The following is a 19,445-nucleotide window of genomic DNA, read 5'->3' as shown; positions in this document are numbered from 1 at the left end:
GCGGCGTAGAAAGATCAAGTCGTTCGGGCTATCACGGCTATCAGCCGCTTCCCAAAAGGCGCCTTTGCAAGCGATGCCGGCGACCGCTGAATGCCATTATTGTCCAGAACCATGGCGCGACACTATGTCACATCACAATCTGACAAAGTTTGCGTCATAATTGACAAATTCCTATAAGAACGCCTCTTTATATAATCCGTTATATAAACATAAGATATTGAAAATAAAAGAGTAATAAAGTTTTAACAGATCTGGTACAGCATATGCCTAAAGAAATGCATTACTCATTTGGATCATCCTGACTCTGTGCCCTCCGCACTCTTTTTCGTTTCGGCCTGGCAGCCGGACCAACCTAAGGTATTGTAACTATGGTTTCTGAAACTGTTGTCGAACTATCGCGGTGGCAATTTGCCCTGACCGCGATGTACCACTTCCTGTTTGTGCCATTAACACTCGGGCTTACATTTATGCTGGCTATTATGGAGTCAGTTTACGTGATGACCGGTAAACAGGTATATAAAGATATGACCCGCTTCTGGGGCAAGTTGTTCGGTATCAACTTTGCACTGGGAGTCACCACCGGACTCACCATGGAGTTTCAGTTCGGTACTAACTGGGCGTACTACTCTCACTATGTCGGCGATATTTTCGGCGCTCCACTGGCGATTGAAGGGCTGATGGCGTTCTTCCTCGAATCTACCTTTATCGGCCTGTTTTTCTTCGGCTGGGACCGGCTCTCCAAAGTTCAACATCTGGCCGTCACCTGGCTGGTCGCTGTCGGATCGAACTTCTCCGCCCTGTGGATACTGATCGCTAATGGCTGGATGCAGAACCCGGTGGGTGCTTACTTTAACTTTGAAACGATGCGCATGGAGATGGACAGCTTTGCCGATGTCATCTTCAACCCTGTGGCTCAGGTTAAGTTTGTCCACACCGTTTCCGCTGGCTATGTCACCGGCGCCATGTTTGTGCTCTCCATCAGCGCTTTCTATCTGCTGCGCAACCGGGATGTCGGCTTTGCCCGTCGTTCTTTTGCCATCGCATCCGCTTTTGGCCTGGCATCGATCCTTTCGGTTATTTTACTGGGTGATGAAAGTGGTTATGAAATTGGCGAGGTACAGAAGGTCAAGCTGGCAGCCATAGAAGCGGAATGGGATACCCATCCGGCTCCGGCCCCCTTCACCCTGGTAGGCCTGCCCGATCAGCAACAACAGACCACCGATTATGCCGTGCGCATTCCCTGGTTGCTGGGGCTGATCGCCACCCGTTCGGTGGATGAGGAGATCACCGGCATTAAGGATCACGTCACTGCCAACGAGACGCGCATCCGCACCGGTATGCAGGCCTATAGTCTGCTGGAAAAATTGCGCAACGGCGAGGATACGCCCGCCAACCGCGAAGCATTCGGTGCTGTCAGCAAAGATCTGGGCTATGGATTACTGCTGAAACGCTTTACCCCGAATGTCACCGATGCCACTGAAGCACAGATCAAAGCGGCCGCTCTGGATACCATCCCCAGAGTTGCCCCGATGTTCTGGACCTTCCGGATTATGGTGGCAACCGGCGTGATCATGTTATTCACCTTTGCTGCTGCGTTCTATTACACTGCCCGCCGGCGTGAATACACGACCCGCTGGTTGCTGAAACTGGCTGTACTCTGCCTGCCCCTGCCGTGGATTGCAGTGGAAACCGGCTGGTTTATTGCAGAGTTCGGCCGTCAACCCTGGGCGATTGGTGAGATTTTGCCCACCTATGTTGCCACCTCAACCCTGAGCGCAACCGATCTGTGGATGAGTATTGCCGGTTTTGCCGCGCTATACACTACCTTCCTCTGTATCGAAATATTCCTGATGGTCAAATATGTACGTAAGGGCCCCAGTGCCCTGGAGACCGGTCGCTATCACTATGAATCACTAGGAGAAACTCAGCATGTTTGATTATGAAACTCTGCGCCTGATCTGGTGGTTATTGATAGGCGTACTACTGATCGGATTTGCCATCACCGATGGCTTTGATCTGGGCGTCGCAATGCTCCTTCCCCTGCTGGGAAAAACCGATACTGAACGTCGGGTGATGATTAATACTATCGGTCCACACTGGGATGGTAATCAGGTCTGGCTGATCACCGCAGGAGGCGCTATTTTCGCCGCCTGGCCGCTGGTCTATGCCACCGCGTTCTCAGGCTTCTACTGGGCGATGCTGCTGGTTCTTTTTGCGCTGTTTTTCCGCCCCCTTGGCTTTGAATACCGCAGTAAAATGCCGGGGAGCCGCTGGCGAAATAACTGGGATATCGGCCTGAGTCTGGGCTCATTTGTCCCCGCGCTGGTGTTTGGTGTGGCATTCGGCAACCTGTTCCTCGGCGTGCCGTTCAGCTTTGATGAACTGACCCGCTCAACCTATACCGGGTCGTTCTGGGCACTGCTGAACCCCTTCGCTATTGTTTGCGGCCTGGTGAGTGTGCTGATGCTGGTACTGCATGGTGCGGTCTGGTTACAGATGCGGGCGGGCGGTGCAATTCAGCAGCGCAGTCGCAGCACCGCCGGAGTGGCCGGTCTGCTGCTCAGCGTACTTCTGGTGGTCGCTGGTCTGTGGCTTTATACCAGCATTCCCGGCTATAGCATCAGCAGCGCCGTTATTGCCGATGCCAGCTCTAACCCACTGAGCAAAACCGTGGTTCAGAGTGCGGACTGGTTTGGTAATTTCGCCCACTATCCTCTGCTCTGGTTGCTGCCATTAGCCGCTGTCCTGCTGCCCCTGCTAACCAGCCTGCTCGCCTGGAGCGGCCGTTATGCACTGGCGTTCTTAACCAGCAGCCTGGGGATCAGCTGCATCATCCTGCTGGCAGGGGTGACACTGTTCCCGTTTGTGATGCCATCGTCCACCGACATGGCCAGCAGCCTGACGCTCTGGGATGCCACCTCCAGCAAACTGACACTGGAAATTATGCTCTGGGTTGCGGTGTTTTTCGTGCCGATTATCCTGCTGTACACCATCTGGTGTTACGTCAAAATGTGGCGCCGCATCGAGCCGGCCTTTATCGAGCAGAACAGTGTGTCTAACTATTAATCGCTTAAGTCTCTAGACCTTAAGCAAGGAGAGTAATATGTGGTATTTCGCCTGGATACTCGGCGTTCTTCTGGCCTGCAGCTTCGGCATTATCAATGCCATGTGGCTGGAGAACCAGATGGAAGACACGGAATAAAACGGTAATATGACGACAAGCTGGTGTCCTGAATCAAGGCTCCAGCTTGCGGTACAGGGTGCGCAGACTGCAGCCGGCAATCTCCGCAACCTGGCCTTTATCGACACAGCGTTGTAGCAGCACCTCAAGGTAACGCTGCTCAACCTGATCCAGACTCAGCCTCTGCTCCGCCATCTGCACCAGACCATCCGTCTTTTGGCCGGACAGTTCAGCCACCGGGATCAGATTCAGACTTCGCTTAATAACATCCGTGCCGATCAGATCATCATGACGCAACACAACTGCCCGCTCAAGTATATTTTTCAACTCCCGGATATTGCCTTTAAAGGGCTGTTGAGCCAGCAATTGCAGTGCTTCATCGGTCAGTTTCAGCGGAGCTTTATCCTCAATGCGCAGCAGAATACTCTCCACCAGCAGGGGCAGATCCTGACGCCGCTCCGCCAGCGATGGCAGACGGATCGGGAAGGTACTGATACGGTGATAAAGATCATCCCTGAACTCGCCCCGCTCAACCATCGCCGGGAGATCCTTATGGGTCGCGCAGACCAGCCGGAAATCCGCCGCAATCGACTTACTGTCACCCACCGGACGAAAGGTCTTGGTTTCTATCAAGCGCAGCAGTTTTACCTGCAGATGCAACGGCACATCTCCTACTTCATCGAGAAACAGAGTGCCGCCATGGGCCGACTGAACCAGCCCGGTACGGGAGCTGATCGCACCGGTAAACGCGCCTTTGATATGACCAAACAGCTCGCTTTCGAACAGACTATCGGTAAGACCAGAACACTCTACCGTCACGAAGGGCTTACTGGCCCGGGGACTGGTGGAGTGAAGCGCCTGAGCCGCCAGCTCTTTACCCGCCCCGGAAGGCCCCATCAGCAATACATTGGTATCCGTTTTACCAACCCTCTGAATCAGATCCACCAGCTCATTAAACGCCCGGCTGCGGCCAATCATCTTGTTGGCAATCGGCACGGCACTGACTTCACGAATCGGTTTCATCACCTCGATAAAGTAGGCCCGCTCCTCATCATCAGTAATCGGAATGGTATCGATACCCACATGCTCTTTGCCCTGTGGCGTATTATGAATATGCAGCACACTAGCCCGGTGACCGCTGTCACGGGCTTCCTGCATGGGGCAGGTTTCCCCTTCCTGGTCGCAGGGTTGCTGATAACCATGGGAGAGAAAAAAGCATTTCGCCGAGCTGCGCCCGTTCAGCCCACCAAAACGGAAATCGTAACTATTATTGGTGGCAACAACGTTATACTCAGCATCTATCAACACTGCAGGGTTATTATAGCTATCGAGAACATTGCGCATGGTTCTCAACCAGCTTATTTTAGTCATCAGTCAGACTCTGTTTCGTCAGTTATGGCTCAATTGTGCCAATAATGGCAAGCGGCATGACACATTACCAGCTCCTTACCAACAGAGGCCGTCATTGATGAGCCAGATCAATATTTCCACACTGCAACACTGTGCCAACGGCCAGCAACTGCTGCGTCAGGCGGGACAAATAAGTCGTCGTGAGAATCTCTGGCTCACCCTGACAGGGGCGCTACAGACCGCTACCACCATCGCGATTACCGGTCTGATCGCCCTGCTGATCAACAGTGCCGTTTATACCGGGGCATTAACCACGCCGCTTCTCTGGCAACACAGCGGGAGCTGGTTGCTGCTGGCGGCCCTGCTGACAGTGCGGGCCCTGCTGCCGCTATGGCAGACCCGCCTGGCGGACCGAGCCAGCATCCGGGTACGAAACCGCCTGCGGGCCATCGTGCTGGAGCATTGCGCCACCCTGCAGCTCAGTCTGGAGAAGCCATTCAGCCACGCTGAGCTGAGCAATCTGCTGAGCGGCGAGATCGATAGCACCCGCGACTACTTTGCGGAGTTTCTGCCGCAGCAGCGACTGGCCATGCTGGCCCCCCTGATGATCATCATCGCCTGCCTCTGGAGCGGCTGGCTGGTGCCCCTGATACTGGCACTGACAGCCCCGCTGGTGCCACTGTTTATGATCATCGTCGGACACAAGGCAGCCGCCGCCAGTCAACGCAACCTGACCGAACTGACACGGCTGGGCAATCTGCTGTCAGACCGGATTAAAGGGATCTCTGCGCTGCAACTGGCGGATAGCTGCGACGCCGAACAACAGCATCTGTTCCGCCAGTCAGAGCAGTTCCGTCACTCCACCATGCAGGTTCTACGACTGGCGTTCCTGTCCGGCACGCTGCTGGAGTTTTTCAGTGCGATCAGTATCGCCATGGTAGCGGTATATCTGGGTTTGCTCTATCTGGACAAGTATCAGATCGGTATGTGGCAGGAACAGCTCAGCCTGTCTCACGGTGTCTTCCTGCTCATGCTGGCACCAGAGTTCTACCTGCCGCTACGCCGCCTGGGCGCGCTCTATCACGCCCGGGCCGATGCCGGCAGTGTTGCCACCCATCTGCTCAAACTGATACAGCTACCGCCGCCCTGCGCTGCCACCAATGACGAGCAGTCTCAGCCAGACAGCGCGCCGGTCAGGCAGATTTCACTACAACAGCTGCAGACCGGCTATGGCAGTACAACGATCGCCCCTCCCCATAACTTTACCCTGTTGCCGGGTCAGAGGGTTTTGCTACAAGGCCCTTCGGGAGCCGGCAAAAGCACCCTGCTGGACACTCTTGCCGGGCTACAGCCCGCCCTCAGCGGAGCGCTGCTCCTCAATGGAGTCAGTATCGCTGTTTATAATAATCGCCACTGGCAGCAACGCATCGGCTATATGACTCAGCAACCAGAGCTGCTGTTTGACACGGTGCGCAACAACCTCTGTCTGGGCCGCGAATTCACCGATACAGAGCTTTTCACTGCACTGAAACAGGCCAGCGCCGACACTCTGGTAGAGGAGTTACCCGGACAGTTGGATTATCGCATCAGCGACTCCGGCGGGTTTCTTTCCGGTGGCCAGGCCCAGCGGATCGCTCTGGCACGGGTGTTTCTGCATCAGCCCGCCCTGCTGCTGCTTGACGAACCCACCGCCAACCTCGATCAACAGACCGCCCAGCAGTTTATGGCCAGTCTTAAACGGTTCTGTGCTACGGGCGGTATCGTCCTGCTCAGCAGCCATCGGGATAGCGCCGATCAGTTTGATCAGGTTATCACTCTGCAACCCCTTAAGTCAGCGGAGACCTCCCATGCCTGAACTGCTAAAACGCTATTTTCAACTACTCTGGCAGCAGCGGGGAATGGCGACTCTGGGACTGCTTCTGGCCACGATCACCGCGCTGGCCGGTATCGCACTGCTGGCGGTGTCGGGCTGGTTTATCAGCGCGACCGCACTGGCCGGTCTGTCACTGGCGGCGGCCCACGGGTTTAACTATTTTGCCCCCGGCGCGGTTGTCAGAGGACTGTCCATCGCCCGCACCTTCGGACGCTACGGCGAACGGCTGGCAACCCATGAAGCCACCTTCCGGGTCATCTCACACCTGCGCAGCGAGATGTTCGCAACCCTGGCAAAACATAACTGGCAGGAGCAACCGCTGAACAGCCATGAGGCCAGCAGCCGGCTGCTGGATGATATCCGCCATGCCGAGTCACTGTACCTCTCAGCGCTGGTGCCAGGGCTGGTGATGCTGCTCAGCGCCCTGCTTTATCTGGTCACGGTCATGCTGTTCCTGCCTGAGCTGGGCTTGTGGTTATTGCTACCATTACTGATCTCGGTAGCCGTGTTACCGACGCTCTATCTGCGCCAGGTATTACAACCCCAGAACACCCTGCATCAGCAGCGCAGCCAGCAATGGAGTGATGCCCATTCACTGTTCAGCAATCTGCGCACCCTGATCCTGTTTGACCGGTTAACACCGCAAAGCGACAAGCTGTGCCAGAGTGCCGCCATTGCAGATCAGACCGAACAGCAGGCCAGTAATGCCCGTCAACGGGTCCAGGCGCTGAATCAACTGGTGCAGGCGTCGATGATACTGCTGGTGTTATGGCAGGGAATTGAGGGGTTCGCCAGCGGGCGACTGGAAGGCACCCTGCTGTTGATGCTGCTACTGCTGACACTGGGGCTGCAGGAGGTATTAACCACCGGCAGCAGCGCTCTGGCGGGCTTTGCGCTGGGGTATAGGGCACTTGAGCGAATCGGTCAGTTGAGTCCGGCACACCCACAACCCGATCAGCGGCAATTCATCGAGCCCGGGAATCCGGCGATCCGCATCGACATTGATCATCTCAGCTACCGTTATCCCAACCGTCAGCAAGCGACCATCGATCATTTCAACGCCCGGCTTCAGGGGCCCCACTGGTACTGGCTAACCAACCCCAGCGGTCGGGGTAAAACCACTCTGATGCAACTGTTAGCGGGTCAGTTGCAGCCGCAACAGGGACTGATCACCTGCTCCGGCGTGGGGATCAAACAGATCGGCATGATGCCGCAACAGATCAGTTTGTTGCAGGGCAGTCTGCGTTTTAATCTCTGTCTGCATCAGCAATATAGCGATACAGAGCTATGGCAGGTGCTGAAAACCGTAGAGCTGGATCAGTGGGCCAGTCAACTACCCGGGCAACTGGACAGCTGGTTGGGTAAAGGCTCGCATCTGCCGTCAGGCGGCGAGATGAAACGACTGGGACTGGCGCGGCTGCTGCTGCAAGACCGCAAAGTGCTGCTGCTGGATGAACCCACTGCGGGCATAGATCCGGACAGAAGCACCCGGATTCTGCAACGACTGCGACAACAATGGCATAACCGTATTGTCATCATCAGTAGTCATGAGGTCAACCTGATCGGAACTAACGATACCGAACTCAGGCTTTAACGATATTTTTTCATGCGGTATTCAAACTGCCCGCGCTTAAGATTGAGCAAGCGCGCGGCAGCAGAGACATTACCCTCGCTGCGCTGTAACGCCTGCTCCAGCATCATATTCTCCACATCCTCAAACGACACCGCGTGATTCAGAATAGACTCAACCGCGCTATAGGTATCGCCCGGCACTGCATCACTGGTTTCATCCTGCCTGTCTGCCATCTCCTGTTGTGCCTCAAGGATCTCTTCACTGGTAAACAGATGCTCCAGATCCAGACTGCCGCCGTCATCCGCCAGAATCACGGCACGCTCACAGATATTTACCAGTTCGCGGATATTGCCCGGCCAGCTGTAACGCATCAGAGCATCCACCGCGGTTTTGGTAATACCGTTGATGGTTTTACCATTAGCAGCGGAAAACTTGTGAATAAACAGATTAAGTAGCAGGGGAATGTCATCCCGGCGCTTACGCAGTGGCGGAATCTCAATGGGAAAAACATTCAGCCGATAAAACAGATCTTCCCTGAAACGCCCCTGCTTCACTTCCTCTTTCAGGTTCACATTGGCGGCAGCCACTAAACGAATATCGATCGACCGGACATCAACACCCCCCACCCGCTCAATCTCCCGTTCCTGTAGCACCCGCAGTAGCTTGCCCTGAGCATGAAACGGCAGACTGCTGACCTCATCGAGAAACAGAGTGCCACCATCGGCCCGCTCAAACTTGCCCGGGCGGGAGGCCGTTGCCCCGGTAAAGGCGCCCTTCTCTACACCAAACAGTTCTGCTTCCACCAGTTCGGAGGGGATTGCCGCACAGTTGATAGAGATAAAGGGTTTATCCGCCCGCTGACTGATGGAGTGCAGCGCCTGGGAAAAACGCTCCTTACCGACGCCGCTCTCGCCGGTAAACAACACCGTTGAATCGGTTGCGGCGACTTTTTTCAGCAGGGTTGCCGCCCGGTTAAAGGCGGGGGATGTGCCTACCAGATCGGGCAGATCGACTGGCGACCCTTTCACCCCATCGCTGCCCAGTTGGTCGAGATCGATACGCCCGGACTTGGGGGTGGAGATAAACTCCTCGATCTTCATAAAGCTGAGATGCTGGTAGAGGTCGTCACCCTCCTCTAAGGGCATCGCCACGACCCGGCAGTGCTCATGCCCCATCGCCCGGCACTCAACCTCGCGCCATAACACCGGACGTCCCATTACCGCGGTGGTAAAGCCGCAGGCGTAACCGGTCATCATCCAGCAGGCCGGCGAACCACTGACGCCACACTGATCCAGATGGGCTTCTGCTTCCCAGGAGTTCTCCCACAGGTAGTCGCCCCAGAACTCTCCGGTCTTGTCATCATACTGCATCCGCTCAATCGCCAGGTTATACACAAACCCCTCTTTTTCACGCAGCAGCGGGGCGATGGAGAGCAGATCGTCGATGCAGTCGATACCTGTTTCTTTCAGGTGACGACAGTCTTCAACCCCCTGTTGATAACCCAGGCGGGAAAACATTTCACGGGCCTTATCGCTGCCCATCTTATCGATGATCTCACGCCGCAATACCGCCAGAGAGAAACCATGCAATAGCAGCATGCGCTGATCAAGCAGCCTGATTTCACCATTTTCAACGTCACTCTGAATAGCGCTATGGAGGATGGAATAATCCGGCTTTTGAGTAATCTCTTTCATATTTATTATTCTTGTTATTGGCTGTGTTTTTTCATCCGGATGCAGTTCTTTTCGTCACCAGCTAATCCATTGATGTCCGGAATATCATTATAGAATACAGCCTCACGCAAGTTCTTCAAATAAAGAAATGCAGACATCCCATTTCAACATATAAAGAAACCAACAGGATTACTCCACTCTTCATCGGCCTGGGGCAGGTTAACATTATGAAAAAATACTCTTTAAAATCAAAAGACTAGTTAAACCAATACTGACTGGCACAGAAGCTGCTAAATCCTGAAGGTAAAGTACGATTTATCGTTTTGCTAATAAGGATAATAAAATGAACAATTTACAGTCTGCTGATAAGCATACATTTCTGCGCAACGCCTGGTATGTTGCGGCCCTTTCATCCGAAGTCGAAGAGCAAGCCTATTTCACCCGTAAAATCCTCGACGAGTCGATTCTGATCTATCGCAGCAAAAGCGGCAAACCGATTGCGCTGCACGATCGCTGCCCACACCGTTTTGCCCCCCTCAGCCTGGGCTCGCGCAATGGCGATAACGTCACCTGCCTGTACCACGGGCTGCAGTTTGACAGCGAGGGCGAGTGCGTTAAAAACCCCCATGGCAACGGCAAAATTCCAAAAGCCTGCAAAGTACAGCGCTACATCACCGAGGAGCGCGATGGCTTTATCTGGATCTGGATGGGTGATGCGGAAAAAGCCGACAAAGATCTGATTCTCGACTGTTCCAAGCTGTCTGAGAACCCAGCAAGCTCGGTGGGCCACATGTATATGTATAATCAGTGCAATTATGAGCTGCTGACCGACAATATTATGGATCTCAGCCATATCGATCATCTGCACGGGCCGTTCATCAATACCGGTGGCAAACTGAGCCCGCTGATTCCGGAAATCACTGAAAACCGCGAGGGTAAACCCCTGCATGTGCGCTGGGACTGGGAGGCCGACCCGGTGATCCCGCTGATCGCACCCCATATGCAGCGCCCGGACGATAAAGCCGATATGTTTCTGGCCGTCAGCTGGACCGAACCTTCCAATCTGACCCTGACCCTGGGTACCGTGCAGGACAGTGATGATTACCTCAACGATGGCATTATGCTATTCGACTTCCATATCATGACGCCGGAAACCGCAACCACTACCCACTACTTCTTCGCGTCCACCCGCAACTACAAGATGGATGATGCTGAATACAACGAGGCGAAAATGGCCGGTATGCGCGAAGCATTCACCACCGAGGACAAACCGGTTATCGAAGCCCAGCAGCAGGAGATGGGCACCCATGATCTCTGGTCGCTGAACCCGGTATTACTGTCTTGCGATGCTGGCGCAGTCCGCGCAAGGCGCCGGCTCAGCCAGCTGATCGAAGCGGAAAACATCTGATCTCAGCTCCGCGTAAACAGGCGTGCAGCCGCGCTGCTGTTACGTCTGTTTACAGCACGCCTGAAGACTCAAAATAATAACAAGCGCCACGCCGGTATGGCGTGACGCTCTATCACTATGAGGCGATTATGAATAACGATCTGATCAGTGTTCGTATCACCGAAAAACGCTATGTTGCTCATAATATTGTACATATCGTGCTGCAGCCTGCTGACAATCAGACACTGCCCCGGTTTACACCCGGTTCGCATATTGATCTGCACATTAACGCTGGCACTGGTAAGCCGTTGATCCGCCAGTATTCTCTGTTGAACGCCCCTGACAGCCATCAGTGCTATGAGATTGCCGTCCTGCTTGAAGCACATGGCCGGGGCGGTTCAAAAGCGGTTCACCAGCAGCTTAACGAAGGCGATCTGATACAGATCAGCCCTCCCAGAAACCTGTTCCCGCTGCTCCCTGATGAAGATGAAACACTGCTGTTTGCCGGTGGCATCGGTATCACCCCGATTTTGTCGATGGCCCACGCACTGCAACAGCGTCAGGCTAAATTTTCACTGCACTATTTTGCGAAAAGCATTGAGCATGCGGCATTTGCCCACAGTCTTATGGAGGGGCCATTCAGCCATAACGTAAACCTCTGTTTCGATGATGGTTCGGCCGACAGTTTTGATCCGCAATCGGTCCTGAAAGAGGCAGCCAAAGGCAGGCATCTCTATATTTGCGGCCCCCAGGGCTTTATCAACTTTATCACCGACAGCGCCAGAGCCTACGGCTGGGATAACGACAATATCCACTTTGAGCTGTTTTCTCAGGATCTGAGTGCGGCGAATGATGACAATGCGGGTTTTCAGATCAGGATTGCCAGCAGTGGTCAGCTGATCGACATCGGTGCTGATCAGACAGTGCTGGAAGCGTTGGAAGAACAGGGCTTCGAGATACCCTGTTCCTGCGAACAGGGTGTCTGTGGCACCTGCCTGCTCCCGGTCATAGAGGGCACTCCGGATCACCGGGATATGTATCTGAGCGACGCGGAAAAGCAGTTGAACAATCAGTTCACCCCCTGCTGCTCCCGGGCACTGTCTGATTGTCTGGTACTGGATCTGTAACTGCCAATATTCGCTTTTGCCCTGCAGCCAGACACAAAAAAGCCCGCGAATGCGGGCTTTTTTAATCAGCGGTAAAGCAACAATTACTTGTTAGCTTTACGCTCTTTCTCTTCAGCGATAACTTTCTCAGATACGTTAGCCGGACATGGCGCGTAGTGAGCGAACTCCATAGAGAACTGACCACGACCAGAGGTCATAGTACGCAGATGTCCGATATAACCGAACATCTCAGACAGAGGCACGTCAGCTTTAACACGAACGCCTGAACCCGCAGCTTCCTGACCAGAGATCATGCCACGACGACGGTTAAGGTCACCGATAACATCACCTACGTGATCTTCAGGAGTGAACACGTCAACCTTCATGATAGGCTCCAGCAGCTGTGGACCCGCTTTAGGCATGGACTGACGGAACGCACCTTTAGCAGCAATCTCAAAGGCAATCGCAGAGGAGTCAACCGCGTGGTAACCACCGTCAAACAGCTCAATCTCAACGTCCAGCACAGGGAAGCCAGCCAGAGGACCAGTCTCCATCATGCTCTTGAAGCCCTTCTCGATAGCCGGGAAGAATTCCTTAGGTACGTTACCACCCACAACCGTAGAGGAGAAGGTGAACCCACTGTTCTGCTCGCCCGGCTTGATGCGGTAGTCGATCTTACCGTACTGACCTGAACCACCAGACTGTTTCTTGTGGGTGTAGCTGTCTTCGATTGGCTGAGTGATTGTCTCGCGGTAAGCAACCTGAGGCTGACCAACAACCAGTTCAACACCGTAAGTACGCTTGAGGATGTCAACTTTGATATCCAGGTGCAGCTCGCCCATACCTTTCAGGATGGTTTCGCCAGAGTCTTCATCGGTTTCAACGATGAAGGTTGGATCTTCTGCAACCATCTTACCGATAGCGATACCCATCTTCTCAGCACCACCTTTATCTTTAGGTGTTACTGCAATGGAGATTACCGGCTCAGGGAATACCATCGCTTCAAGGGTACATTCGTGCTTAGGATCACACAGGGTGTGACCAGTCTGTACGTTCTTCATACCCACGATAGCGATGATGTCGCCCGCCTGCGCAGAATCAAGTTCTTTACGCTGGTCAGCTTCCATCTCACACATACGACCGATACGTTCAGTTTTGCCGGTGAACGAGTTCAGGATGGTGTCGCCTTTCTTCAGCTTACCGGAGTAGATCCGAATAAAGGTCAGGGCGCCGAAACGGTCATCCATGATTTTGAATGCCAGGGCGCGGAAAGGCTCATCAACGGAAACAGTTGCCACTTCACCGGTTGGCTCACCCAGCTCATCGGTCAGATCCTGAGGGATAACATCGGTTGGGCTTGGCAGGTAATCAACAACCGCATCCAGCACCAGCTGAATACCTTTGTTTTTGAATGCTGAACCACAGTAAGTTGGGAAGAATGCCAGTTCGCGGGTACCGGTACGGATACAACGCTTGATATCTTCCATAGCAGGCTCTTCGCCGTCCATGTAAGCCATCATCAGATCGTCATCCATCTCAACAGCGGTTTCGATCAGTTGCTCACGGTACATCTCAACATCTTCTACCATGTCGGCAGGGATATCCTGGATGCTGTAGTTCTCAGGCAGACCTGAGTCATCCCACACGTAAGCCTGGCGAGTCAGCAGATCAACAACACCAACGAAGTCTTCTTCGCGGCCAATTGGAAGAACCATAACCAATGGCTTAGCAGCCAGTACATTTTCAACCTGGTTAACTACACGGTTAAAGTCAGCACCCATACGGTCAAGCTTGTTTACGAAGATGATACGGGAAACGCCCGACTCATCGGCATAACGCCAGTTAGTTTCTGATTGTGGCTCAACACCACCAGACCCACAGAATACGCCGATGCCGCCATCCAGAACTTTCAGAGAACGATATACTTCAACGGTGAAGTCAACGTGTCCGGGAGTATCGATGATGTTGAAACGGTGATCTTTCCAGAAAGTGGTGATCGCCGCTGACTGGATAGTAATACCCCGCTCAGCTTCCTGCTCCATGAAGTCGGTAGTGGACTCACCATCGTGAACCTCACCTGTCTTATGGATTTTACCTGTCAGCTTCAGGATACGTTCGGTCGTGGTAGTTTTACCCGCGTCTACGTGGGCGAAAATACCGATATTACGGTAGTGTGATAAGTCAGACATTTCTTCACTCGAATGTTAGGGGCGTAAAATGCGCGGCATTATACCGCATTCATTGGCATTTGTAGATATTTTAAGCAAAGAAAAATCTTTGCTCTGATATCTCCGCACAGGGTTCATTTTATGGGAACAGGATACGCTGATATCGCATCAGTGTGTCAGATTCCGTATTCCTCAAAAATCTGTTTCAGACCCGGCTTATTGGCCAGCATCTCTTCCCGGTCCAACCCCTTGAGTTCGTGGGGGAAAACCAGCCAGTTATCCGACTTATGCAGGAAATAATCCGGCTCAAGATCGGTTCTGTTGTTCACGGGTTTGAACCAGGGTGTAGCAATCCGGATATCATGCGGCGTATTCAGCCGCGCTTTATCTTTCAGTGTATCGATCACCGCTTTGATACTCAGCCCGGTGTCGAACACATCATCGACAATCAGCAGGGAATCGGAGTGGTTGACGTTACGGACCAGATAATCCAGCCCATGCACCCGCACCTCTTTATCCCGGGTACCGATACCGGTATAGGACGAAGTACGGATAGCGATATGGTCGGTCTGAACACCAAGGTTATCCAGCAGTTCCTGCACCGCGATGCCCACCGGTGTGCCTCCCCGCCAGACACCGACGATAAAGTCTGGGCGAAAACCACTATTAAACACTTCCAGAGCCAGCCTGAATGAATCTTCAAGCAGTTCCTGCGCGTTCAGATATACTTTTTCCGTCATCGATCCTCTCCACCCACCGGTCGCTATTCATGCCGGCTTTTCGGCAAGGTTCGCTACTGTACGTATTCTGATCAGGTCACGCAACTATCGTCGCCGCTTTTATGCTAAATGCCCTGAAGATTGAGAAAAACGCTCTATGAAGGTAGCCCAGATCTGTTTTTTTGCCATATATCCAGACGACTCTTCACCGCTTCAGCGAAAATAAAAAAGCGCCTTCCGGGAAAGGCGCTTTAGCTGATGGCTTTACGGCAATTACTTCAGACCACCCCGGTCCAGCCAGGCCTGATAGATCGGTGCCGGCCAGCGGTTCTGGAAATAACTGATCACCGCCTCGGTCTCCGCATCCGATAGCGTATCAGCAAACCCCGGCATCGAACCACCCAGGGGAACACCCCCCTGTTGCACCGAGCGCTTCAATCCGGTTAGCGGATGATGCCAGGCATGAGCGGTACCATTCAGAGGCGGCGGCGGATATTTACCATCAGCCCCGGTTTTATTCCAGTTGGGGGTGCCCTGTGCCGCCACGCCGTGGCACTTGGCGCAGTTATCAATAAATAACTGCTTACCGTTATCCACCTGAGTCTGGGTATACCAGCGCCCGGCTACTTTGGGCTCCGACTCACAGCCACTCAGTAAAACGGCGCCCAGCAACACTATCAACACCGCAGGCAATTCAATAATCCGCATAATGACTGAAACTACCCACCCGGTTCTGACTATCCATCGAATAGACCGTAAAGACGTCTTTGCGGGCTCCCACACCGTCCATTCCCGGACCGCCAGAGGGCATTCCAGGGACCGCCAGCAACTTAATATCATTGTTGGTTGCCAGCAGGCGCTTGATATCCTGAGCAGGAACATGCCCCTCTATCACTTTGCCATTCACTTCTGCGGTGTGACAGGAAGCGGCTTTGGCAGGTACACCCAGTCGCTGTTTATGGGGGGTGACATCATTCACCACCACATCTTTAACACTGAAGTGGTGATCTTTCAGATGGCTTATCCAGCCTTTGCAACAACCACAGGACGCACTGCGGTACACAGTGATCTCATATTGCTGATCGGTTTTGCCTTCCAGCCACACCGAATCGCCGGCATAGCCATTCAGTGACAGCCCAAACAGGCCTGCCAGTAGCAGTATCATTTTTTTCATTGGGTATTACTCCGGACTCTCGTTATCGACAGTCACGCCATTTAACTGATCAAGGATCGGGCATTCAGCGCCATCGTCACCACGGCATTCACGGGCGGCACTTTCCAGTATTGCCCTCATCTGCTGCAACGACTCAATCTGCTGATCGATCCGCTGTATCTGCAATTCTGCTTTCTGTTTGACACTGGCACTGGTACGGGAGGGGTCCTGAGATAACTGCAGTAACTCCCGGCTCTCATCGAGCGAGAATCCCAGATCCCGGGCCCGTTTAATAAAACGCAGGCTTTCCAGTTGCTGTTCACTGTAGATCCGGTAACCATTCGCAGAGCGTGCAGCCGGGGGAATAACACCTTGCTGCTCATAAAAGCGAATCGTTTTACTGGTCAGTCCAGTGGCGGCTGCGGCCTGAGAAATATTCATAATCAACTCCGGCAATCTTTAACAAACAGCGATTATTCCATGAGCGTATCAAACAGACTGGCGCATTGGCCGGGGAGGGTGGTAGAGCGGAGGAGGGATAGCGGAAAGGTAACCGCTGAGTGACCAGCCAGGCTGGATTTGGGAGGATGAAATAGATTGAAACCCGGTCGGCATCATAAACAGTGCTGCCAGCTGCAAACAGCAGTCGGGCAACTCTGCATCGCAACAGTCGGCACTGTTCAGCACAGCGCCGGTCATCTCAACGCTGTGCATATCACAGTTATCACCATGACAGCCCATCTGAGAATGTGACGCAACAACGGGCACTCCAGCGGAGATCGCTGGATTAACAGCCATCACACTCAGCAGCAGGATTAACAGGGCGCGATACCACATCAGAACAACCAGACTCTCAACTCAATTCAACGTTACTCGCTACAGATTCGCCTGTTGGCAAAAAAAAAGCAACTTTCTTGTCCACCAGCAGTTGACCTTACAGCGACTGGAAGCTCTAACCTGTAAATAGAAAGAACCGTTATGCGAGATGAGTCATGACTACCACACTGTTATTAGAAAACGTGACCTGCGCCGGTTGCGTGAAAAAGATTGAAAAGGGGATTAACGCCCTGCCGGATGTCGATCAGGCGGCGGTAGATTTCCCCCAGCGACGACTCAATGTCGAAGGCCCCATCAGCAGCGACAACCTGATCGCTGCCCTGTCAGAGATCGGTTACCGTGGCCGCCTGGCCAGCAATGAAGCGGAAGACCGGGCACGCCAGAAAGCTCAGCAGGCCGCCCAGTACAAACAACATATTCGCAACACCCTGCTGGCACTGGGTGTCGGTATTCCACTGATGGTTGCCGGGATACTGATGGATGAGATGAGCGTTCGAACCCCACAGGATCAGGTTATCTGGGGCATCACAGGCCTGCTGACTCTGGGCATTCTGCTGTTCCCGGGGCGGCACTTTTTCAGCGGTGCCTGGAGCGCACTGAAAAATGGCTCAGCGACCATGGACAGTCTGATCGCCCTGGGCACCGGGGCCGCATGGCTTTATTCCACCGCGGTAGTACTGTTTCCGCAGATGTTACCGGAAGGCTCCCGCCACCTCTATTATGAAGCCAGTGCCATGATTATCGGTCTGGTGAACTTCGGCCTGGCGATGGAGATCCGGGCCCGGGGTAAAACCTCCGAAGCGGTCGAGCGACTGCTCAACCTGCAACCTAAAACAGCGCGGGTGATTCGCAATGAGAAGGAGGTGGAACTGCCGCTGGAACTGGTGCAAAGCGGTGATCTTCTGCGCATTCGCCCCGGCGAACAGATACCCGTTGATGCCATTGTCGAGGAGGGCAGCAGTCTGATCGATGAGTCGATGCTCAGCGGCGAGCCACTACCGGTGAGCAAAGCGGTCGGCGACAGTGTCAGCGCAGGCACCCTGAACAAATCCGGTACGCTGAAGGTGACAGCCGAAAAAGTTGGCAGCGAAACCGCCCTCAGCCGGATCATCGAGATGGTGAAGCAGGCCCAGGCCAGCAAACCGGAAATCTCCCGGTTGGCCGATACGGTCGCGGGTATTTTTGTACCGGTAGTTATCCTCTGCAGCCTAGTGACCGCGCTGATCTGGTATCTGCTGGGCCCTGAGCCTCAGCTGGCGTATATGCTGGTCACCGCCATGACGGTGCTGATTATCGCCTGTCCCTGCGCGCTGGGCCTGGCAACACCGATGTCCGTGATGGTGGGGGTGGGTAAAGCAGCAGAATACGGTATTCTGATCCGCAACGGCCAGGCGCTGCAGAGCGCCTCGCAGCTGGATACTCTGGTACTGGATAAAACCGGCACCATTACCGAAGGCTCACCCCAGGTAACCGACCTGTCCGGCTCCCATCCGCAACTGCTGCAGCTAGCGGCATCACTGGAAGCGGTTTCAGAACACCCGCTGGCAGAAGCCATTGTCCATCATGCTCAGGAGCAAAACATCAGCCTCAGCCCGGTGGCAAACTTTCAGGCTCATAGCGGACGGGGGGCCTCAGGACAGGTTGAGGGCATCGCCGTCACGCTGGGGAACAGCGCCTGGATGACGGAGCAGAATATCGATTTTTCCGCCTTCAAAAACCAGGCGCAGACGCTGGCAGAGCAGGCGAAAACCCCGGTGTATATTGCCATTGATGGCGAGGTAGCCGGATTAATCGCCATTGCTGACCCGATCCGCAAGGACTCTATCGCGGCCATCAGCCGCCTGAAACAGATGGGCATAAGCGTCGTGATGATCACCGGAGATAACCCACATACCGCCGCGGCAGTGGCCCGGCAGGTGGCTGTGGATAACTTTATTGCCGGGGTGATGCCCGAAGATAAAGCAAAACAGATTGAGAAACTGCAACAGGAGGGAGGTCACGTTGCGATGTGCGGTGATGGTATCAACGATGCACCGGCGCTGGCCCGGGCCGATGTGGGTTTCGCTATTGGCAACGGCACCGATGTGGCGATTGAAAGCGCCGATATGGTCCTGATCCGCAACAGCCTGCACTCGGTCGCCGATGCGATTGAACTATCACGGGCGACCCTGAGCAATATCCGTCAAAACCTGTTTGGTGCCTTTATCTACAACACGCTGGGGATTCCGGTCGCCGCGGGTATTCTGTTCCCCTTTACCGGCCTGTTACTCAGCCCGGTGATTGCCGGTGCTGCGATGGCGTTCTCGTCGGTCACCGTGGTCAGTAATGCTAACCGGCTGCGCCTGTTTAAGCCCTCATCGGCTAAAGACTCGGGATGATCTGATCGTTTTTCAGGCTTATTTCAGCTTGCTGCTCAATACTGGGG

General features: G+C 54.0%; 16 protein-coding genes. 8 read left to right on the top strand and 8 right to left on the bottom strand.

Annotation, left to right across the window (positions count from 1 at the left end):
* Positions 1-368: 368 nt before the first annotated feature.
* The 3 genes from OCU43_RS00425 to cydX are packed head-to-tail and all read left to right on the top strand — an operon-like array spanning position 369 to position 3,202.
* Positions 369-1,937 (top strand): cytochrome ubiquinol oxidase subunit I, encoded by a 1,569-nt coding sequence (locus OCU43_RS00425; RefSeq protein WP_091354397.1) that lies wholly within the window; start codon positions 369-371, stop codon positions 1,935-1,937.
* Positions 1,930-3,066 carry a cytochrome d ubiquinol oxidase subunit II gene (gene cydB / locus OCU43_RS00420; RefSeq protein WP_091354396.1) on the top strand — a complete coding sequence of 379 codons (1,137 nt, stop codon included), beginning with the start codon at positions 1,930-1,932 and terminating at the stop codon, positions 3,064-3,066. Before OCU43_RS00425 ends, cydB begins: the two co-directional genes overlap by 8 nt.
* Positions 3,067-3,103: 37 nt before the next feature.
* On the top strand, positions 3,104-3,202 hold the full coding sequence (gene cydX, locus OCU43_RS00415; RefSeq protein WP_091354393.1) for a cytochrome bd-I oxidase subunit CydX: 99 nt from the start codon (positions 3,104-3,106) through the stop codon (positions 3,200-3,202).
* Between the two features lie 33 nt (positions 3,203-3,235).
* On the opposite strand, the gene OCU43_RS00410 is transcribed toward cydX, so the two are convergent.
* Complete coding sequence (locus tag OCU43_RS00410) at positions 3,236-4,552, bottom strand: sigma-54 interaction domain-containing protein (protein WP_091354390.1); 1,317 nt, start codon at positions 4,550-4,552, stop codon at positions 3,236-3,238.
* 97 nt (positions 4,553-4,649) lie between these two features.
* Here OCU43_RS00410 and cydD point away from each other — a divergent pair, with 97 nt between their 5' ends.
* Positions 4,650-6,386 (top strand): thiol reductant ABC exporter subunit CydD, encoded by a 1,737-nt coding sequence (gene cydD / locus OCU43_RS00405; protein ID WP_175483436.1) that lies wholly within the window; start codon positions 4,650-4,652, stop codon positions 6,384-6,386.
* Positions 6,379-7,998: an amino acid ABC transporter ATP-binding/permease protein gene (locus OCU43_RS00400; protein WP_091354386.1), complete on the top strand. Its 1,620-nt coding sequence runs from the start codon at positions 6,379-6,381 to the stop codon at positions 7,996-7,998. Before cydD ends, OCU43_RS00400 begins: the two co-directional genes overlap by 8 nt.
* Here OCU43_RS00400 and OCU43_RS00395 read toward each other — a convergent pair.
* Positions 7,995-9,671, bottom strand: coding sequence for a sigma 54-interacting transcriptional regulator (locus tag OCU43_RS00395; RefSeq protein ID WP_091354384.1), 1,677 nt, complete (start codon positions 9,669-9,671; stop codon positions 7,995-7,997). The two genes, OCU43_RS00400 and OCU43_RS00395, sit on opposite strands and share 4 nt — an antisense overlap.
* 322 nt (positions 9,672-9,993) lie before the next feature.
* On the opposite strand from OCU43_RS00395, the gene OCU43_RS00390 reads away from it, so the two are divergent.
* Together OCU43_RS00390 and OCU43_RS00385 are read left to right on the top strand one after the other, a co-directional pair.
* Positions 9,994-11,058 (top strand): Rieske 2Fe-2S domain-containing protein, encoded by a 1,065-nt coding sequence (locus OCU43_RS00390; protein WP_091354381.1) that lies wholly within the window; start codon positions 9,994-9,996, stop codon positions 11,056-11,058.
* A gap of 128 nt (positions 11,059-11,186) precedes the next feature.
* The gene (locus OCU43_RS00385) at positions 11,187-12,164 is read left to right on the top strand and encodes a PDR/VanB family oxidoreductase (RefSeq protein WP_091354379.1); all 978 of its coding nucleotides are present in this window, start codon (positions 11,187-11,189) and stop codon (positions 12,162-12,164) included.
* A gap of 83 nt (positions 12,165-12,247) precedes the next feature.
* On the opposite strand, the gene fusA is transcribed toward OCU43_RS00385, so the two are convergent.
* The 6 genes from fusA to OCU43_RS00355 all read right to left on the bottom strand — a co-directional run bounded on the left by fusA (position 12,248) and on the right by OCU43_RS00355 (position 17,020).
* Positions 12,248-14,332, bottom strand: coding sequence for an elongation factor G (gene fusA / locus OCU43_RS00380; protein WP_091354376.1), 2,085 nt, complete (start codon positions 14,330-14,332; stop codon positions 12,248-12,250).
* 155 nt (positions 14,333-14,487) lie between these two features.
* Complete coding sequence (locus OCU43_RS00375; protein ID WP_091354374.1) at positions 14,488-15,051, bottom strand: phosphoribosyltransferase; 564 nt, start codon at positions 15,049-15,051, stop codon at positions 14,488-14,490.
* A gap of 252 nt (positions 15,052-15,303) precedes the next feature.
* Positions 15,304-15,738 (bottom strand): c-type cytochrome, encoded by a 435-nt coding sequence (locus OCU43_RS00370; protein ID WP_091354371.1) that lies wholly within the window; start codon positions 15,736-15,738, stop codon positions 15,304-15,306.
* The gene (locus OCU43_RS00365) at positions 15,725-16,204 is read right to left on the bottom strand and encodes a DUF411 domain-containing protein (RefSeq protein ID WP_091354368.1); all 480 of its coding nucleotides are present in this window, start codon (positions 16,202-16,204) and stop codon (positions 15,725-15,727) included. The genes OCU43_RS00370 and OCU43_RS00365 overlap by 14 nt, the downstream gene beginning before the upstream one ends.
* Positions 16,205-16,210: 6 nt before the next feature.
* A complete protein-coding gene (gene cueR, locus OCU43_RS00360; protein ID WP_091354365.1) occupies positions 16,211-16,624 on the bottom strand; it encodes a Cu(I)-responsive transcriptional regulator in 414 nt (137 codons plus the stop codon).
* Between the two features lie 48 nt (positions 16,625-16,672).
* Entirely contained in the window at positions 16,673-17,020 is a 348-nt protein-coding gene (locus tag OCU43_RS00355) for a hypothetical protein (RefSeq protein WP_091354363.1), read from the bottom strand.
* Positions 17,021-17,175: 155 nt separating this feature from the next.
* On the opposite strand from OCU43_RS00355, the gene OCU43_RS00350 reads away from it, so the two are divergent.
* Positions 17,176-19,398, top strand: coding sequence for a heavy metal translocating P-type ATPase (locus OCU43_RS00350; protein WP_091354360.1), 2,223 nt, complete (start codon positions 17,176-17,178; stop codon positions 19,396-19,398).
* The last annotated feature ends 47 nt before the right edge of the window (positions 19,399-19,445 follow it).

This window comes from Amphritea atlantica, assembly GCF_024347255.1.
GTDB classification, from domain to species: Bacteria; Pseudomonadota; Gammaproteobacteria; order Pseudomonadales; family Balneatricaceae; genus Amphritea; species Amphritea atlantica.
Note: the sequence above shows the minus strand (reverse complement) of the source record. Positions and strands in the feature narration are given on the sequence as shown.